This window comes from Pseudomonas sp. p99-361 (genome assembly GCF_003935475.1).
Taxonomy (GTDB): Bacteria; Pseudomonadota; Gammaproteobacteria; order Pseudomonadales; family Pseudomonadaceae; genus Aquipseudomonas; species Aquipseudomonas juntendi.
In genome coordinates this window covers 25,430-41,053 of the sequence record NZ_RHQO01000029.1, presented here as the reverse complement: position 1 = coordinate 41,053, position 15,624 = coordinate 25,430, and the positions used below count along the sequence as shown (strand labels likewise).

Here is a 15,624-nt window from a genome sequence, read left to right as displayed (position 1 = left end):
AGGTCCATCGCGACACAATGCCGCTACGGGCACCGGCGTTGCCGGCGTGGGAGCGGGCGTGCCCGCGAACACCGGCGGAGCCGGTGCCAGACACCGCGTCGCCTGCTTCGCGGGCAAGCCCGCTCCCACAATGAATCGCGCAGGCTTTTCAATTTTTCAGAAAGACAGTTGCGCCTACATCGGTAGCGTGAGCTTTAAGAAGCAGGCGGCGCGGTGGCTGTGCTGGGGCAGCCAAGCGGCCCTCGGCAATTTCAGGCGTTACCGGAAAGCTTGAGCCGCGCCGCCTGGGTGAAGTCCAGCATGCGGTTCAATGGCTTGATCGCCTTGGGCACCAACGCGGGGTCGACAAAAATCTCATCCCCCCCATTGCGCAGGCAGTGCAGCACGCGCTCGAGGGTGTTCATGGCCATCCACGGGCAGTGCGCGCAGCTGCGGCAGGCGGCGCCGTTGCCGGCAGTAGGCGCTTCGACGAATACCTTGTCCGGGCACAACTGCTGCATCTTGTAGAAGATGCCGCGGTCGGTAGCAACGATGAAGGTCTTGTTCGGCAAGGTCTGCGCGGCCTTGATCAACTGGCTGGTGGACCCCACCGCATCCGCCAACTCGATCACCGCTTCCGGTGATTCGGGGTGCACGAGGATGGCGGCGTCCGGGTACAACGCCTTCATGTCGGCCAACTGGCGCGACTTGAATTCTTCATGGACGATACAGGCACCGTCCCACAACAGCATGTCGGCACCGGTCTGCTTCTGGATGTAACGGCCCAAGTGCTGGTCCGGGCCCCAGATGATGGTTTCGCCGTTGTCCATCAGGCTTTCGACGATTTCCAGTGCGCAGCTGGAGGTCACTACCCAGTCGGCACAGGCCTTCACCGCAGCGGAGGTATTGGCATACACCACCACGGTGCGCTCCGGGTGCTGGTCGCAGAACGCCGAAAACGCTTCGACCGGGCAGCCCAGGTCGAGCGAACAGGTGGCCTCCAGGGTCGGCATCAGCACGCGCTTTTCCGGGGTGAGGATTTTTGCCGTTTCGCCCATGAAGCGCACACCGGCCACGATCACCGTTTCGGCGGGGTGGTTCTTGCCGAAGCGAGCCATTTCCAGCGAGTCGGACACGCAGCCGCCGGTTTCTTCGGCCAGCGCCTGAATGACCGGGTCGCAGTAATAATGGGCGACCAGCACAGCGTTCTGGGCCTTGAGCTCGGCAGCGATGGCCGCACGGTATTCGGCCTCCTGCTCGGCTGTCAGCGGGTTGGGCTGCTTGGCGTCGAGGTGGGCCTGAACCAACAGGCGTTCGGAAATCTGGGTCATGATCGCTGGACCTGCAGGCGCGCGTGCGCATCAAATCGAGTGTATCACCCGGCCCTGACAGATCGGCTAAGGGTGCCGGACGGCGCAGGCCGCCACGGCCCTCTGCGGGCGCGGATTATTATCGGAGGCCGAAGGCTACAGAGAATCCAGCGATTACTAAAGGGGTTTTTGTATTGCCGGCGCTGGCCTGTTCGCGGGTGAAGCCACCAGGAGACCAGCGCCGGATAACCATCACCCCCGCGGCGACAGCGCTGCGAGGTGCGCGGCCATCAGCATGGCGAATTCTTCCACGGTCATCTTCTGCCCATTGAAATCGACCATGCCATCGGCATAGTGCAGGCTGCTGACCACATCATCGCCCTGCACGGTGGCCAGGCCGCTCTGCACGGCCATCATGCCGACCATCTCCCCGGCCTGCCCCGACTGCATGGCGATCGCCTGGGCATCGGTTTGCCCATCGAGCAGCGCTTGCAGTGTCGCCAGGTCGCCAATCATGGGTTTGGACAGCGAGAGCTTGCTCTTCACCTCGGTGACGACCTGTTTGCTCAGCTGGTCCGGCGGCAGGTCGAAGCTGGCCGGCGCGGCGAAGTCCATCGCCAGGTTGAAGCGGCTCTCGCCGTTGGCGGTCTTGAACGACAGGTTTTCCACCGCCACCTTGGGCCTGGCCGCCAGCAGTTGCTGCAGGTCGCCCTGGAAGCGGGCCTTTTCGGCGTCGTCCATCTGGATTTGCGGCACCGGCTGGCCGGCAGCAGCGGCAGCTTCGAACTCCGGCAGGTGCGACTGGTACCACTTCGACAAGGCCTGCAGCGCCGGGGCATTGACCGAGGTGATGCTCACCGCCATTTGCGCCTTGCCCACCGCGCGGCCGTCCCAACTGATGTCCCCGACCTTGTACTCCACGCGGCCGCCCACGGTGTCGGGGGTTTCAAGACTCTGCAGGGCATACTGCTCCACGCCCTTGACCAGCAGGACCTGCTGTTTTGGCCCTAGCGTGACCTTGGCCTCGGCCAACAACAGGTCGACGTTGCCCACGTAGATATTGTCGTACGGCGTGGCCGCCAGGTTGCCACCAAGCTTGAGGCCCTGAAGCTCGAATGTGGCCGGTGGCTGGTCGTCGTTCACCAGCTTCATCAGCAAACGGTCGGCATGGCCGTGGAACTTGGAGGCCTTGCCGTCCTTGTCGCCACTGACCTCCAGTTGCATCCCCGAAAAATCGAGGCGGTTGCCGTCTGCCTTGTCGAGCTTGAGCGGCGCCAGTTGAATCCGGCTGACCACATCCCCCCCGTAACCCAGGCTGGTCTGCGCGCTAAGCGGCACATTGCCGCCGGCAGCGTCGAACCAAGGCGCGACGGCATCGTCCTTCTGCAACGTGCTGTTGCTGACGGCCATCACCGGCACCAGCTTCAGCGCCTTGATCCGCGACCAGGGGAATGGGCCGTGCTCGATGTGGTCGGTCACGCCCACGTCGAAGTTGATCACCTCGCCTTCACCCACGTTGATGTCGCGGGCCTTGAGCCGGTACTGGGCAGTACTGCTGAAGAAGTGCTGCTCCAGCGACACCCGCTCGATACGCAGGCTGCCACCGGTGGTGACCAGGGCCTTTTGCAGCTCGGCGTTGCTGCGGGCAAGCGCGTTGTCCAGCTCGGCTGGCAACTGCTTGCCGGTGTACCAGGCGCCAGCGGTGGTTGCGACGGCGATGGCAACCGCCAGGCCGGAAAGAATGCCAACTGATTTCTTCATGAATTGAACCGATTGCTGTCCGTAAGGGCTGGGTAGGCGGCCACGGGCCACACAGAGTACGAAGAATATCACCCCCGCAGGCACGGGACGCAGGCCAAAGTGCCGAAATCCTGCCTTTCGGAAGCATCTAACAAACCGATTGACCACATGACCGAATCGTTGATTTTTTCGAACACACAAATTGATCAGAACCGCAAAAAACCGCGTAAAAACCGAACAAAATCCACTTAATATCGATAAATATTTCAATGTTGTAACGTCTTGTCATGTTTAACTTGACACCCACCTACCCATCGTTTTTTATTTTCACCACTTTGCGCGCCCCCTCGCGCCTTCCGCTGCTCCAACATAAAAGGTGAACAACATGGAGCCCACCCGCTCGCCCTTGCCGCATGCGCCATACCCCGTGCCCGCCGTTCGCGCCCAGCAACAGGAGCCATGCCAGCATGCAGCATGACCCTAGCGCTGCCAGCAACGGCCAACTTCGCAAAACCCTGCGCCTGTGGCACGTGATCATCATTGGCCTGGCCTACCTGACACCGATGACGGTATTCGACACCTTCGGCATCGTCAGCGGGATAACCGCCGGCCACGTGCCCAGCGCGTACATCCTGGCGCTGGCCGGCATTCTGTTCACCGCAGTCAGCTATGGCACCCTGGTGAAACGCTTCCCGCAGTCGGGTTCGGCCTACACCTACACCCAGCGCGCGATCAACCCGCACGTGGGTTTCCTGGTCGGCTGGTCGTCGTTACTGGATTACCTGCTGCTGCCAATGGTCAATGCCCTGCTGGCCAAGCTGTACCTCTCGGCGATGTTCCCGGAAGTACCCGCATGGGTGTGGGTAGCCGCTTTCGTGACCCTCATCAGCCTGATCAACATGCGCAGCGTGAACCTGGTGGCGCACTTCAACCTGCTGTTCGTGGGCGTGCAGGTGGCGATCATCGCCGTGTTCATCTACCTGTGCGTGCGTGGCCTGCACCACGGTGAAGGGCTTGGCACGGCCTGGAGCCTGATCCCGTTCGCCGACGGTCAGACCCAGTTCAGCGCACTGGCCGCCGGCGCGACCATCCTGTGCTTCTCGTTCCTGGGCTTTGACGCCGTCACTTGCCTGTCCGAAGAAACCCGCGACCCGGGCAAGACCATCCCGCGGGCGATCTTCCTCACCGCCCTGATCGGTGGCGTGGTGTTCATCACCGTGTCGTACTTCATCCAGGCCTACTTCCCGACCATGGCGCGCTTCCATGACCACGAGGCGGCCCTGCCGGAAATCGCCCTGTATGTCGGGGGCAAACTGTTCCAGTCGGTGTTCATTGCCTGCACGGTGATCAACACCATCGCCTCGGGCCTGGCCTCGCAGACCAGCGTGTCGCGCCTGCTGTACGTGATGGGCCGCGACAACGTGATCCCGGCCCGCGTTTTCGCCCGCCTGCACGCACGCTACAAGACACCGGTACTGAACATTGCCGTGGTCGGCATCATTTCGCTGTCGGCGATCTTCTTCGACCTGGTGACTGCCACCTCGATCATCAATTTCGGCGCCCTGGTGGCGTTCAGCTTCGTCAACCTGTCGGTGATCAACCATTGCTACCTGCGCGAAGGCAACCGCAAGGGCCTGGCCAACCAGCTGAAGTACCTGGTACTGCCCACCATCGGCTTCTGCATCATCGTTTCGCTGTGGCTGGACCTGAATGCCCACTCGCTGATCTTTGGTGGTATCTGGGCGGCGCTCGGCCTGCTGTACCTGGGCTGGCTGACCAAGGCGTTCCGCTCGGCGCCCCCCAACTACGTGCCTGAATGACCCACGCTACCTACAACGCCCGCGCCTGGCCGCGGGCGTTGCAGTGTTCGAAAAGGAAAGCTCCATGCTGCTGCGCCGCCTCTCCATCCAATGGAAGATCACCTTGCTGGCCGGCCTTTGCCTGCTGGCCATCGTCGCCTTGCTGGTGGCCACCTCGCTGACTCAGGCACAACGCAGTGCCACGCTGGTCAACCAAGCCAACACCGCCATGCTCGACAGCAGCGCGCGGCAGCGCCTGGAGGCCCACGCCGAAACCCAGGCCCTGCGCATTCAGCGCTACTTCATGGACGCTTATCAATACGGCAATGGCTTTGCCCGCCTGGTGCAAGTGCTGCAAGCCCGAGGTGGCAACGACCTGCGCGCCGAACTCACCCGCCAGGCGCGAGCCAGCCTGGCCGGCAAACCTGACATGATCGGCCTGTACCTGGTGTTCCAACCCGATGCCCTGGACCAGCAAGACAGCCAGTACCGCGGCCAGGACGCGGTGGGCAGCAACGAGAGCGGGCGCTTTTCGCTGTACTGGTCGCAGCCGCGCCCGGGCACCCTGGAGCGCGAAGCCATGCCAGAAGCGCTGCTCGGCGACGCCAGCATCGGGAGCAACGGCGCGGCGAAGAACCGCTGGCTGACCTGCCCACTGGAGACCGGCAAAACCTGCCTGCTGGAACCGTATCTGGACGAGGTCAACGGCAGCCAGGTACTGATGACCAGCATCGCCCTGCCCTTGCTGGAACATGGCAAAGTGGTGGGCGTGGTCGGCCTGGATATCAGCCTGGACAACCTGCAGCAACTGAGCACAAACGGCCGCCGCGAGCTGTTCGAGGGGCAGGGCCAGGTGAGCATCGCCAGCGCGGCCGGCCTGCTGGCAGGCAATAGCCGCGACGCCAGCATGCTCGGCAAACCCGTTGAGCCTGCAGTTGCCGCTGGCCAGTTACGGGTTGCGCACCCCTTCACGCCCATTCCCGACGCCGCCCCGTGGCAGGTATTGCTGGAAGTGCCGGAAAGCGTGCTGCAGGCGCCCGCGGTAGCCCTCAATCAGCGCCTGGATGCGCACAACCAGCGTGCCAACCTGACCAGCCTGCTGATCGGCCTGGGCGCGGCAGTGCTGGGCTTGCTGCTGGTGTGGCTCACGGCCCGCGGGGTAACCCGCCCGATCCTGGCGGTGGCTGCCCGGCTTGAAGACATCGCCAGCGGCGAAGGCGACCTTACCCGCCGCCTGGACTACGCCCGCCAGGACGAACTGGGCCAGCTCAGCGCGTGGTTCAACCGCTTCCTCGACAAACTGCAGCCGGTCATCGCCCAGGTCAAAGGCTCGCTGCAGGAGGCCCGCGGCACCGCCGACCAGTCGGCAGCCATCGCCAGCCAGACCAGCGCCGGCATGCAGCAGCAACACCGTGAAATCGAGCAAGTGGCCACCGCGGCCAACGAAATGAGCGCCACCGCGCTGGATGTCGCCCATAACGCCGCGCAGGCGGCCCAGGCGGCACGTGCCGCCGACCAGGCCAGCCAGGAAGGCCTGCAGTTAATCGACAGCACCCGCCAGGGCATCGACCGGCTGGCACTGGACATGGACACGGCCATGGCCGACGCACGCGCCCTGGAGGGCCGCAGCACTCAGATCGGCACGGTACTGGAAGTCATCCGTACCATCGCCGAGCAGACCAACCTGCTGGCACTGAATGCGGCCATTGAAGCAGCCCGTGCCGGGGAAGCCGGCCGTGGCTTTGCCGTAGTCGCCGACGAGGTGCGCGGGCTGGCACAGCGCACGCAGGTGTCGGTGGAGGAAATTCGCCAGGTCATCGAAGGTTTGCAGCAAGGCACCCAGGATGTCGTGGGCGCCATGCACGAGGGCCAACGCCAGGCGCAGGCCAGTGCTGCACGCATGGAGCAGGCCCTGCCGGCACTGCAACGCATTGGCGAGGCGGTGGCGGTGATCAGCGACATGAACCTGCAGATTGCCTCGGCCGCGGAGGAACAGAGCGCAGTGGCCGAAGAGGTGAACCGCAACGTAGCCGGCATTCGCGACGTTACCCAATCGCTGGCAGGCCAGGCAGACGAGTCGGCTCGCATCAGCCAGGCCTTGAACCGGCTGGCCAACCAGCAACAAGCGCTCATGGAGCAGTTCCGCGTCTAATCTGTAAGGGCTTCTTCGCGGGTAAACCCGCCCCCACAGGGACCCGCACTGGCCTTTGAAGCCATGCCCCTCTGTAGGAGCGGGTTTACCCGCGAAGAGGCCCTCACAGGCACCACAGCATCATCGTTTTTGCCGAGCACACCTTATGCAAACCGCCCCCCGATCCTCGTTCTTCGACATCACCAGCGAACAGGGCCTGCTGCGCACCTCGATCGCCGTCACCCTGTTCATCGCCAGCATCGGCATCGCTTTCGGCGTGGCCTCCGGGTCGTTCTCGATCATGTTCGATGGCGTTTACTCACTGGTCGACGCCAGCATGAGCGGCCTGTCGCTGGTGGTGGTCAAGCTGATCACCTCGCATACCACCAGCGTGCAGATGTCGCGCAAGCTGCGCGAGCGTTTCACCATGGGCTTCTGGCACCTGGAGCCGATGGTGCTGGCACTCAATGGCATCCTGCTCAGCGGCGTGGCGGTCTATGCCCTGATCAACGCCGTCAGCAGCCTGCTGCAGGGCGGCCGACACCTGGAGTTCGGCATTGCCATGGTCTACGCGGTAGTGACCGTGATCTGCTGCGTGACCATCGCCCTGGTCGAGGCCCGCGCCAACCGCCAGCTGAAGTCGGACTTCGTGGCCATGGACGTCAAGGGCTGGGTGATGTCGGCCAGCATCACCGCGGCACTGCTGATCGCCTTCTGCTTTGGTTACGCGGTTCAGGGAACCTCTTGGGAGTGGGTATCACCGTACATCGACCCGGCGGTACTGGCGCTGGTGTGCCTGGTGATTGTGCCGCTGCCGATGGCGGTGGTGCGCCAGGCCCTGGCGGACATTTTCCTGGTCACCCCAGGCGACCTCAAGCTGCACGTGGACGAAGTGGCCAAGGCCTTTGTCGCCCGCCACGGGTTGCAGTCCTACCGTGCCTATGTTGCCAAGGTCGGGCGCTCACGCGAGATCGAGCTGTACTTCATCGTACCCAAGGCCATGGCAGCGAAGACCATCGATGAATGGGACGCGTGGCGCAACGAGATTGGTGAAGCCGTGGGCGGTGAAGGGCCGAACCGCTGGTTGACGGTGGTGTTCACGGGCGACCCGGAATGGGCGGAGTAAGCGTTTGTTCATTGCAGAGGGCTTGCTAAGATGCCCAAAAAGCGTGAAGCGATCAAAAATATGCTCAAAATATTCAGAGAACAACAATTCAAGAAAGCGTTCCGAAAACTGGGCGGCAAAGCCGCCGGAGGTTCTGGTTCCTTCAGCGCTCGTGCCTGCGCAACCATTGAGCAAGGTGTAAGCCTTGGACACATCAGGGTAGAGTCGCCGTCGGTAACCATCGGTGCCCACACCTATATCAGGAGTGGCAGCACGTTATCGGTGATTTCTGCGATCGGTCGTTTTTGCTCAATAGGATCCGACTGCACACTGGGCCAGGAAAAGCATACCCACCCTACCGATTGGGTAAGCACGCACCCCTTCCAGTATGAAACGGGAGGCTTGTCCTATTCTCCAGCGCTTTCCTGGGTCACCATGGGACACGATGTCTGGGTCGGGCATGGCGCGACCATTTTGGAAGGTGTAGAGGTTGGCACGGGGGCAATCATTGCCACACGGGCAGTGGTGACAAAAAACGTGCCCCCCTATGCGATCGTTGGCGGAAACCCAGCCAAGTTCATCAAATACCGGCATAGCCCTGAAATTATTGAGCGGCTGCTTGCAAGCGAATGGTGGAACCTGGATGTCGAGTACCTCAAACGCCTGCCCATGAACGACGCCGAGGCATTTCTCAAGGCGATTGAAAATTGTGCACCCGCCGCCCCAGTACACTACTCGAAACTCTCCATCGCCAAGCGCAGGGTGCAAGAAGCGCCGTAGTGATTTCAGCTTTATCAAACTTCGCTGACGGCCTTTACGTTTGCGCGTCGAAGCTACTGACCAAGCAACGGCGTGGCTACATCCAGGAGCCGTTGCTTTTCTTCATCCAGGTGCAACGATGTCTGCGCACGTTTGACCAGTAAAGTGGCATGGTGTCGGCAATGCTTGCCATACCGCTGTGGATCGAGTTCAGCCAGACTGATCAATGCCTTGATCAGCCGGATATCGATTTCCAACAGCCCTGCCCCGTCCCGTGCGATCAATGTAAAGAAGTCATCGAATAAATCGTGCACTTCGATGCCGCGTACATGAACGCGTAGGCACTTCTCATCGACCTGGTCGGACGCCGGGGATTGCATCGACCACTTGGAAAAACACCTGACTCCACGGCCGATCACATCGATCACGGTCCCGGAATCATTGGTCGCCGGAGACAAGGCGCGCGAGGCGATTTCGGTTAGAACCGCAAGGCCGAAGCGTGGATCCTGGTCAAATGAGCGGCGTACACCCACCGTGACCGCGCGCAGGATTTCAGCCGCCAGCGCCGAGCCCTGTGGAGGGGGCGAAGCTATGGGTAGCAGCCGCGCTATGGGCGCGCCAATGTGAACAAAGGTGCCTGGCAGTACTTCCAGGTAGATCTTGAGCTGCTGCTTCTCGGCCACTGCCGCCAGGCCGCTGATATCGATGTGCTGCACGTAGCCGGTGTCGGTACTGGCAATCGTGAGCGCGCTAGAGGGCAGCACGCAGGATTCGGGGTAAGGAGCACCACCCAGATAGGGCCAGCGGGCGCGATGCTCCAGGGCAGCCAGTGTCGCGGCCTCGACCCGATCAATTGTCTCGCCGACTCTTCCAAGCGTGGATAGGTGACCGATCCAGCGTAACAGCGTGTACACGATCAGGACGATCATCAACAGGGTCACTGCAAAAAGCACCACCCGCCCCTGAGCCCCATAAGCACCGGTACTCAGCGCGATGATGCCGACCAGGCTGAACAGAAACGAGCCAATGAACGTGGCCAGTGCACTCTGCGTTGTCGAATCTTCCATCACCAAGGTGGTCGCCCTGGGTGTCACGCCATTACTGGCAGCACCGTAGGCAGAAACGATGATACTCAAGGAAAACGTGGTCACCGCCAGCATGCTGGAGGCGATGATGCCGAGTATCTTGTCGACCGAGTCTGCACCGATCTTCGCAGGCAGCGATGGCGGTACGAAGTCGCGCAAGGCGATGGCGAGCAAGGCCGTGACAACGCCAGCAAGCGAAAACAGCGTTGTCCGAAACCACAGGCGTTTTGTCACTTGACGCAGGACCCAGCTCAACCGAGTGATCATTGTTTCTATCCTTATGGTGGTCAACGCTTCCCGGGCCGAATGCTGTGCCCGAACTAACGATTCACGCGAGGCCGCTTTCGATACGACAACGGCGTCTCACCCGTCCATCGCTTGAAGGCTTTGATGAAACTGGTCGGATCAATGTACCCAAGGCGGGCAGAAATCTGTTCCACCGATAGCACATATTCGCGCAAGAACTCCCTGGCCAGCGCATATCGCACCTCATCGCGCATAGCGATCCAGCATGGCCCGGCACTGATTTTCCGCTGCTTTCAATGTCAGTTCATTGGCCTGTGCGAGCGGTTCCATGAGCGCTTGCGTATTCAGGATGGCCAGATGGGACGGTGCATTGAATTGCGCCCGCACGCGACAGAAGCCCTCGTACCCCTGGATGGGCATCGGCTGGCAAATCCACTACCGACGAAACTCAATATGCCGCTTATCTCGCCACGCGCCTGCACGCCACCGACGACCTCGGTCTCTTGCTGGGTAGCCGCGTGATCGATTGGCATCGTGACATCGAGGATAAGCCCTACAATGCTGAGCAAACCAAGACCAAAGAGTCGGAAACCGGCGTCTACATCCCGTATGCTGGCGTGGTGTATGACGTCAACGAGACGTGGTCGATGTATGCCAGTTACACGAAAATCTTTAACCCACAGTCGTCCTGGGTTCGCGACATTGACAACAAACCACTGGATCCGATGGAAGGCACCGGGTATGAAGTCGGCGTCAAGGGAAGCCAGTTCGACGGGAAGTTGAACTCCAGCATCGCGCTGTTCAAGATCGAGCAGGAAAACCTGGCGATCTGGATCAATACTCCAGGCGGTAACACGTATAGGTCGGAACAGGGAACCACTACCAAAGGCGCTGAGTTCACCCTGGACGGAGAGCTGAGACCTTCACCAGCTATCGCCTGCCGGGGATTCTGGACAAGCTCACCGTTGGCGGCGGTGTGAACTGGCAGAGCAAAACCGGTGCCGACCTGCACACCTTCACCCAAAGTAGCTATGCCGTGACCAACCTCCTGGCTCGCTACGACTTCAACCAGCATCTGAGTGCGTCAGTCAATCTAAACAACGTGTTCGACCGTGAATACCTGAGCTATGCCGGCGACCACGGTATGTACAGCGCTCCAAGAAATATCATGACGGGGTTCAAGTGCAACGTCTGACGCTCGCGCACTTCGTGCTGATCCCGCGCTATCGGTTTCAATCCAGTATTGACGCCCGCAAATCCAAGGGCAATCGGCTCTGCTGGGAATCGGTGGCTCGGGAGCGCGCCTCTGTGGCGCTCGACTAATGGTTTCTCGGCGGTTTGATCCAGACAGGGGGGGGGCGATTATGCAGCTACCGATCGACAGCTATTGGTCAATAGCTCTCGTGGTGAAGGACCACCTATCAACTGCCGAACGAGCGTGAACGCTGGAAAGTTGGCCTCGGAGCTATCATCCAAAAGTTGCTTGAGTACCTCGGCGGGGCCCGTCGTGATTTCTCGCTAAACCTGGCACCTCGTGGCAGCCACTTTCTCGAGCAGGCATGGGCAATGCTTGCCATGGTTCCCTACGGCACCGTCACCAGCTACGGTCAACTGGCCAAGAGCATGGGCAAACTGACGCTGCCAGAGCCATCGGCATGGCCAATGCGGTCAACCCGATTTCGATCATCGTGCCCTGCCACCGCGTGATCGCCGCCAAGGGAAAGCTAAGCGGCTACAGCGGCGGTTTGGACAAGAAACGGGACCTGCTGCCCCTCGAAGCCGAGCATACCCGCGTGGACCTTCTTCAGGCCGCATTTAGCTGAGGCGCTTTCCGTGAGACCTAACTGGCCGCAGCATAGCAGGCAATTTTGCATGCGCCGCTCGTGAAGTTTTTGGTTGCAAGAACTGATCTTCGCCACCTCATTCCGCCTCGTCTAAACGCCCCATGAGCAACGCTTACCTGGGATATCCATCAGGACGACATGCTCGAAGCTACTGGTGTGGCTTCATTTATACGTGCCTGGGAACATTTCGTTGCTGCAGGTGTCGTGTTCTCCCATCAGGATTCACCCAACCATTACCAAGGAGAGGTAAGCATGGCTTTCGACGCCTACATTCAAATTGAGGGTATTGCCGGCGAAGCGCTGGATGAGCAGTACACCAACTGGATTGAGATCAACAGCTACAACTTCGCTGTCAACCAAAGCACATCTGCCACCGCTAGCTCAGCTGGTGGTGCGACTTCAGGGCGTACGACCCTGTCTAATTTCACCTTCACCAAGTTTCTTGACTCCGCCAGCTGCAAGCTATTGGAGGCAAGCTGCGCGGGTGAACATCTCAAAGAAGTGAAGCTCGCGCTTTGCCGGGCAGGCACAGACAAGCTCAAGTACTACGAAATTGTCCTGGAAGAAGTGATCATTGCCGACTACTCGCAGAATGCCAGTTCAGGCGTTCCTATTGAGGTCGTTCAGTTGAACTACAGACGCATCAAAACTACCTATACTCGACAGAAACGAACTGACGGCAGCGCTGGAGGAAATGTGACGGGAGGTTGGGACCGGATCAACAATAAGAAGTATGCGTGAGGCAATCCGATGAGTGAGGCAATAAGCTTCGTTAATCCCAGAATCCAGTCCTACCAGTCTTTGAAAGCCAGCACTCCGCTATCTGGGCACGCCCGAGGCAAATTCGATATCCTGAATGCGCACATTGTCAACAGCGTTGTCCTGGGCGGTGAGCTGGTGATCGTGGGCGATTCCAACACACCCTCATGTACCAGCCACGAAGCGTCCCTGATGGCCCAGGCTGCTCAGATCCACGCTGGACTACTTACCAGTGGGGTGGATGCGGATGATTTCTTCCTGGAACACTTCGACTTACTGCAAAGTGTGCTTGCCAGCTCTTCAATGGGAGTTGGTGCAGTCGGTGACGGCTGGAGCAGGCATCTGCAAAATATCAAGGACACACTTGAGGAGATCGAAAAACTCCATCGCGATTACCTCGGCTCTGGCACCTTGAGTGCCCGCGACGCGTTTTATGCCAAGCGCACCGCTTTGTTCATGAAGCTCGAAAAGCATTTGGGGAGCCTGGCCGCGTACGGTTCAGGGTTACGTAATCAGGGAAAGATCAAACAAGCATTGAATATCTCGACCCGCAGCTATCTCCACACAGGTGAGATTGCCGGCTATGCCGATAAGGTATCTGGCGTTGCCAGAGCCTCCAACCTAGTTAAGAAAGGCACGTACATCGGCACTGCGCTGGATGTGGCCGCCACAGGCTTGTCGATTCATAAAGCCTGCACAATGGGCCGGGAAGAGCAGTGCCGCCGCGCCAAATATGTTGAAAGCTCGGCGTTGATAGGTGGCCTGGGAGGCGGCAGCATCGGGGGGGGGCTGCGGGAGGTATGGTAGGAGCTGGTGCTTGTGTAGTCGTTCTGGGGGTTAGTACAGGCGGCCCAGGAGCGCTGGCTTGTGCTGTAATAGGCGGTGCAGTAGGCGGTAAAATCGCCGGTGACTTCGGGAGCGATAGAGGCGAAAAGGTAGGTGAATTTTTATATCGTGAGGTATCGGAGTGAATGCAGTAGACCCTGGATTGATTGCGCTGTTTATCCTTGCACCCATAATTCTGTTTATGATCGTGCTGTGTTACATCGCACATAAGTACACTGAGTACTTTGAGTCGTTTCTTCCGAACTGTACGTACGTGACCGGCAATAAAAAATATTCCAGCATGCAGGCTTACTTGGCAAAGTCATGCGCACGGGATCGATCTCTCTGGTGCTGGCGATACCGACAATCTTTTTGCGCAGAGGCTTAATTGACTTAAATGAAGTTAAACGTTTCCCGACCAAAATGAAACGATTATTGGTGAGCATGTTAGCCATCCAAATCGTGCTGGTCATTGCGCTTACCATTTCCCATTATGCAGATCGCTGAAAATAATTGACTGGCATTATCGGGACGATGGCCAGATAGATGGCCTCGTCCCAGCTGGCCAACTCCAATCATTTTCAGTCCTAGTTAGAAGCGTAAAAGTTCCTTTTAGATGAGCTGTCTACACTTTTAAGGCATCGCTCTTGATACCTCTGGTGGTAAGGACTGATCTTCGCCCCCATCTCCCCTGCCCCCTCCCATCTGTCTAATGTCCACACAAACAACCGGCAAAAATTGCCGCGCGCTTCGTGGAGCTCCTTGCTCAAGAACGCTGCGACGAGCAGTAAGGGGCGCTGCGAGCAGCGCATGTCCAGATCAAACCTCACAGCGAAAAGACTGCATACCCTGCCGCGCTGATGGAGACAGTGCCATCAGTCAACGTCGTCGGGTCGTATAGGTGGAGCTGACACCTCACTTCTAACTGCGACTTTTTTTTGGCATGCCGGACCAGGTAGGGTTGAGCGTGGGCGAAAAACGATGACCTGCACAGCTATGAAGCTGTTTTGCATGACTTTTTCTTTGAACAGTGGCCGCAGGTGGGCCAAGGGTTGAAGACAGGTGCTTCCGCTGGCTGGGCCAACGAAAAAGCCCGCGAACCTGTGCAGGCTGCGGGCTATTTCATATTGAAATCACGCTGAAGCGAGACTAAGGTTCGCTCCAGACGGCTGCAAGACTAGACATGGCTGTGGCAAGCCCCCCTCTCTAGCACTCACGAACCGCTGTGAATATGGTGGGTCGTGTAGGATTCGAACCTACGACCAATTGGTTAAAAGCCAACTGCTCTACCAACTGAGCTAACGACCCGTTGGATGGCGCGTATAATACTGATTTCTAACGGGAAATCAATACCCTCTGATCAGTTCAAGCGTAGCGCGTCGGGTCGTCGACACCGGCAGCCCTGAAGCCATCGGCACGCAGGCGGCAACTGTCGCACTTGCCGCAGGCACGCCCTTCATCGTCGGCCTGGTAGCAGGAAACAGTCAGGCTATAGTCCACGCCGCGGGCCATACCGGCCTGCACGATTTGCGCCTTGCTCATATTCTGCAGCGGCGCCTGGATCCGGAAGCCCTGCCCTTCAACGCCGGCCTTGGTCGCCAGGTTGGCCATGCGCTCGAACGCTTCGACGAACTCAGGGCGGCAATCCGGGTAGCCGGAGTAGTCCACGGCGTTCACGCCAATGAAGATATCACGCGCCTCCAGCACTTCTGCCCAGCCCAGCGCCAGCGACAGGAACACGGTATTGCGCGCTGGCACATAGGTCACCGGAATACCTTCACCGGGGGTTTCCGGCACGTCGATGCTGCTGTCGGTCAAGGCCGAACCACCGATACCGTCCAGGTTCAAGCCAATGACCTTGTGTTCGACCACGCCCAGGTCGCGGGCCACGCGGGCGGCGGCGTTCAGCTCGGCGCGATGGCGCTGGCCGTAATCGAAGCTCATGGTATAGCAGCTGTAGCCGTCGGCCTTGGCCATGGCGACCACCGTGGCCGAGTCCAGGCCACCGGACAACAGGATGACTGCGCGTTTTTCTGTCATGT

Annotated in this window: 13 protein-coding genes, 1 tRNA gene and 3 pseudogenes; 10 read left to right on the top strand and 7 right to left on the bottom strand. The window is 59.7% G+C overall.

Annotation, left to right across the window (positions count from 1 at the left end; all coding sequences use genetic code 11):
• Positions 1-251 precede the first annotated feature (251 nt).
• Together nadA and EGJ22_RS14595 are read right to left on the bottom strand one after the other, a co-directional pair.
• Positions 252-1,310 (bottom strand): quinolinate synthase NadA, encoded by a 1,059-nt coding sequence (nadA, locus tag EGJ22_RS14600; protein ID WP_064314244.1) that lies wholly within the window; start codon positions 1,308-1,310, stop codon positions 252-254.
• A gap of 231 nt (positions 1,311-1,541) precedes the next feature.
• Complete coding sequence (locus EGJ22_RS14595) at positions 1,542-3,050, bottom strand: YdgA family protein (RefSeq protein ID WP_029885637.1); 1,509 nt, start codon at positions 3,048-3,050, stop codon at positions 1,542-1,544.
• 446 nt (positions 3,051-3,496) lie between these two features.
• Between EGJ22_RS14595 and EGJ22_RS14590 the strand changes: the two genes are divergently transcribed.
• From EGJ22_RS14590 to EGJ22_RS14575, 5 genes and pseudogenes are all read left to right on the top strand, one after another.
• Entirely contained in the window at positions 3,497-4,849 is a 1,353-nt protein-coding gene (locus EGJ22_RS14590) for an APC family permease (protein ID WP_009684088.1), read from the top strand.
• 64 nt (positions 4,850-4,913) lie between these two features.
• Positions 4,914-6,122, top strand: a pseudogene (locus EGJ22_RS26945) (HAMP domain-containing protein); the annotation flags it as partial.
• Between the two features lie 102 nt (positions 6,123-6,224).
• Complete coding sequence (locus EGJ22_RS26940; RefSeq protein WP_371105812.1) at positions 6,225-6,980, top strand: methyl-accepting chemotaxis protein; 756 nt, start codon at positions 6,225-6,227, stop codon at positions 6,978-6,980.
• 145 nt (positions 6,981-7,125) lie between these two features.
• Positions 7,126-8,085, top strand: a complete 960-nt coding sequence (locus EGJ22_RS14580; protein WP_029887423.1) for a cation diffusion facilitator family transporter — start codon at positions 7,126-7,128, stop codon at positions 8,083-8,085.
• A gap of 60 nt (positions 8,086-8,145) precedes the next feature.
• Complete coding sequence (locus EGJ22_RS14575) at positions 8,146-8,844, top strand: CatB-related O-acetyltransferase (protein ID WP_029887422.1); 699 nt, start codon at positions 8,146-8,148, stop codon at positions 8,842-8,844.
• 53 nt (positions 8,845-8,897) lie between these two features.
• Here the strand turns inward: EGJ22_RS14575 and EGJ22_RS14570 are convergent, their stop codons facing one another.
• Genes EGJ22_RS14570 through EGJ22_RS26160 form a run of 3 tightly spaced genes read right to left on the bottom strand, consistent with a single transcriptional unit; the run spans position 8,898 to position 10,574 of the window.
• Positions 8,898-10,175, bottom strand: coding sequence for a DUF2254 domain-containing protein (locus EGJ22_RS14570; RefSeq protein ID WP_029887421.1), 1,278 nt, complete (start codon positions 10,173-10,175; stop codon positions 8,898-8,900).
• Positions 10,176-10,228: 53 nt separating this feature from the next.
• Positions 10,229-10,408, bottom strand: coding sequence for an AraC family transcriptional regulator (locus EGJ22_RS26935; protein WP_047149756.1), 180 nt, complete (start codon positions 10,406-10,408; stop codon positions 10,229-10,231).
• Positions 10,398-10,574: a hypothetical protein gene (locus EGJ22_RS26160; RefSeq protein WP_154211370.1), complete on the bottom strand. Its 177-nt coding sequence runs from the start codon at positions 10,572-10,574 to the stop codon at positions 10,398-10,400. The genes EGJ22_RS26935 and EGJ22_RS26160 overlap by 11 nt, the downstream gene beginning before the upstream one ends.
• Here EGJ22_RS26160 and EGJ22_RS14560 point away from each other — a divergent pair.
• The 5 genes and pseudogenes from EGJ22_RS14560 to EGJ22_RS14540 form a co-directional block, all read left to right on the top strand.
• Positions 10,550-11,349: pseudogene (locus EGJ22_RS14560) on the top strand (TonB-dependent siderophore receptor); the annotation flags it as partial. The gene EGJ22_RS26160 and the pseudogene EGJ22_RS14560 overlap by 25 nt on opposite strands.
• A complete protein-coding gene (locus tag EGJ22_RS26270) occupies positions 11,337-11,477 on the top strand; it encodes a hypothetical protein (protein ID WP_155273755.1) in 141 nt (46 codons plus the stop codon). The pseudogene EGJ22_RS14560 and the gene EGJ22_RS26270, both read left to right, overlap by 13 nt.
• A 236-nt stretch (positions 11,478-11,713) precedes the next feature.
• The gene (locus tag EGJ22_RS26550; protein ID WP_256671863.1) at positions 11,714-11,977 is read left to right on the top strand and encodes a methylated-DNA--[protein]-cysteine S-methyltransferase; all 264 of its coding nucleotides are present in this window, start codon (positions 11,714-11,716) and stop codon (positions 11,975-11,977) included.
• Between the two features lie 273 nt (positions 11,978-12,250).
• Complete coding sequence (locus EGJ22_RS14545) at positions 12,251-12,739, top strand: type VI secretion system tube protein Hcp (RefSeq protein ID WP_029887419.1); 489 nt, start codon at positions 12,251-12,253, stop codon at positions 12,737-12,739.
• A 9-nt stretch (positions 12,740-12,748) separates the two neighbouring features.
• Positions 12,749-13,728, top strand: a pseudogene (locus EGJ22_RS14540) (hypothetical protein).
• Positions 13,729-14,814: 1,086 nt separating this feature from the next.
• Here the strand turns inward: EGJ22_RS14540 and EGJ22_RS14530 are convergent.
• Together EGJ22_RS14530 and queC are read right to left on the bottom strand one after the other, a co-directional pair.
• Positions 14,815-14,890, bottom strand: a tRNA-Lys gene (locus tag EGJ22_RS14530).
• A 57-nt stretch (positions 14,891-14,947) separates the two neighbouring features.
• Positions 14,948-15,622: a 7-cyano-7-deazaguanine synthase QueC gene (gene queC / locus EGJ22_RS14525; protein ID WP_009684061.1), complete on the bottom strand. Its 675-nt coding sequence runs from the start codon at positions 15,620-15,622 to the stop codon at positions 14,948-14,950.
• Positions 15,623-15,624 lie beyond the last annotated feature (2 nt).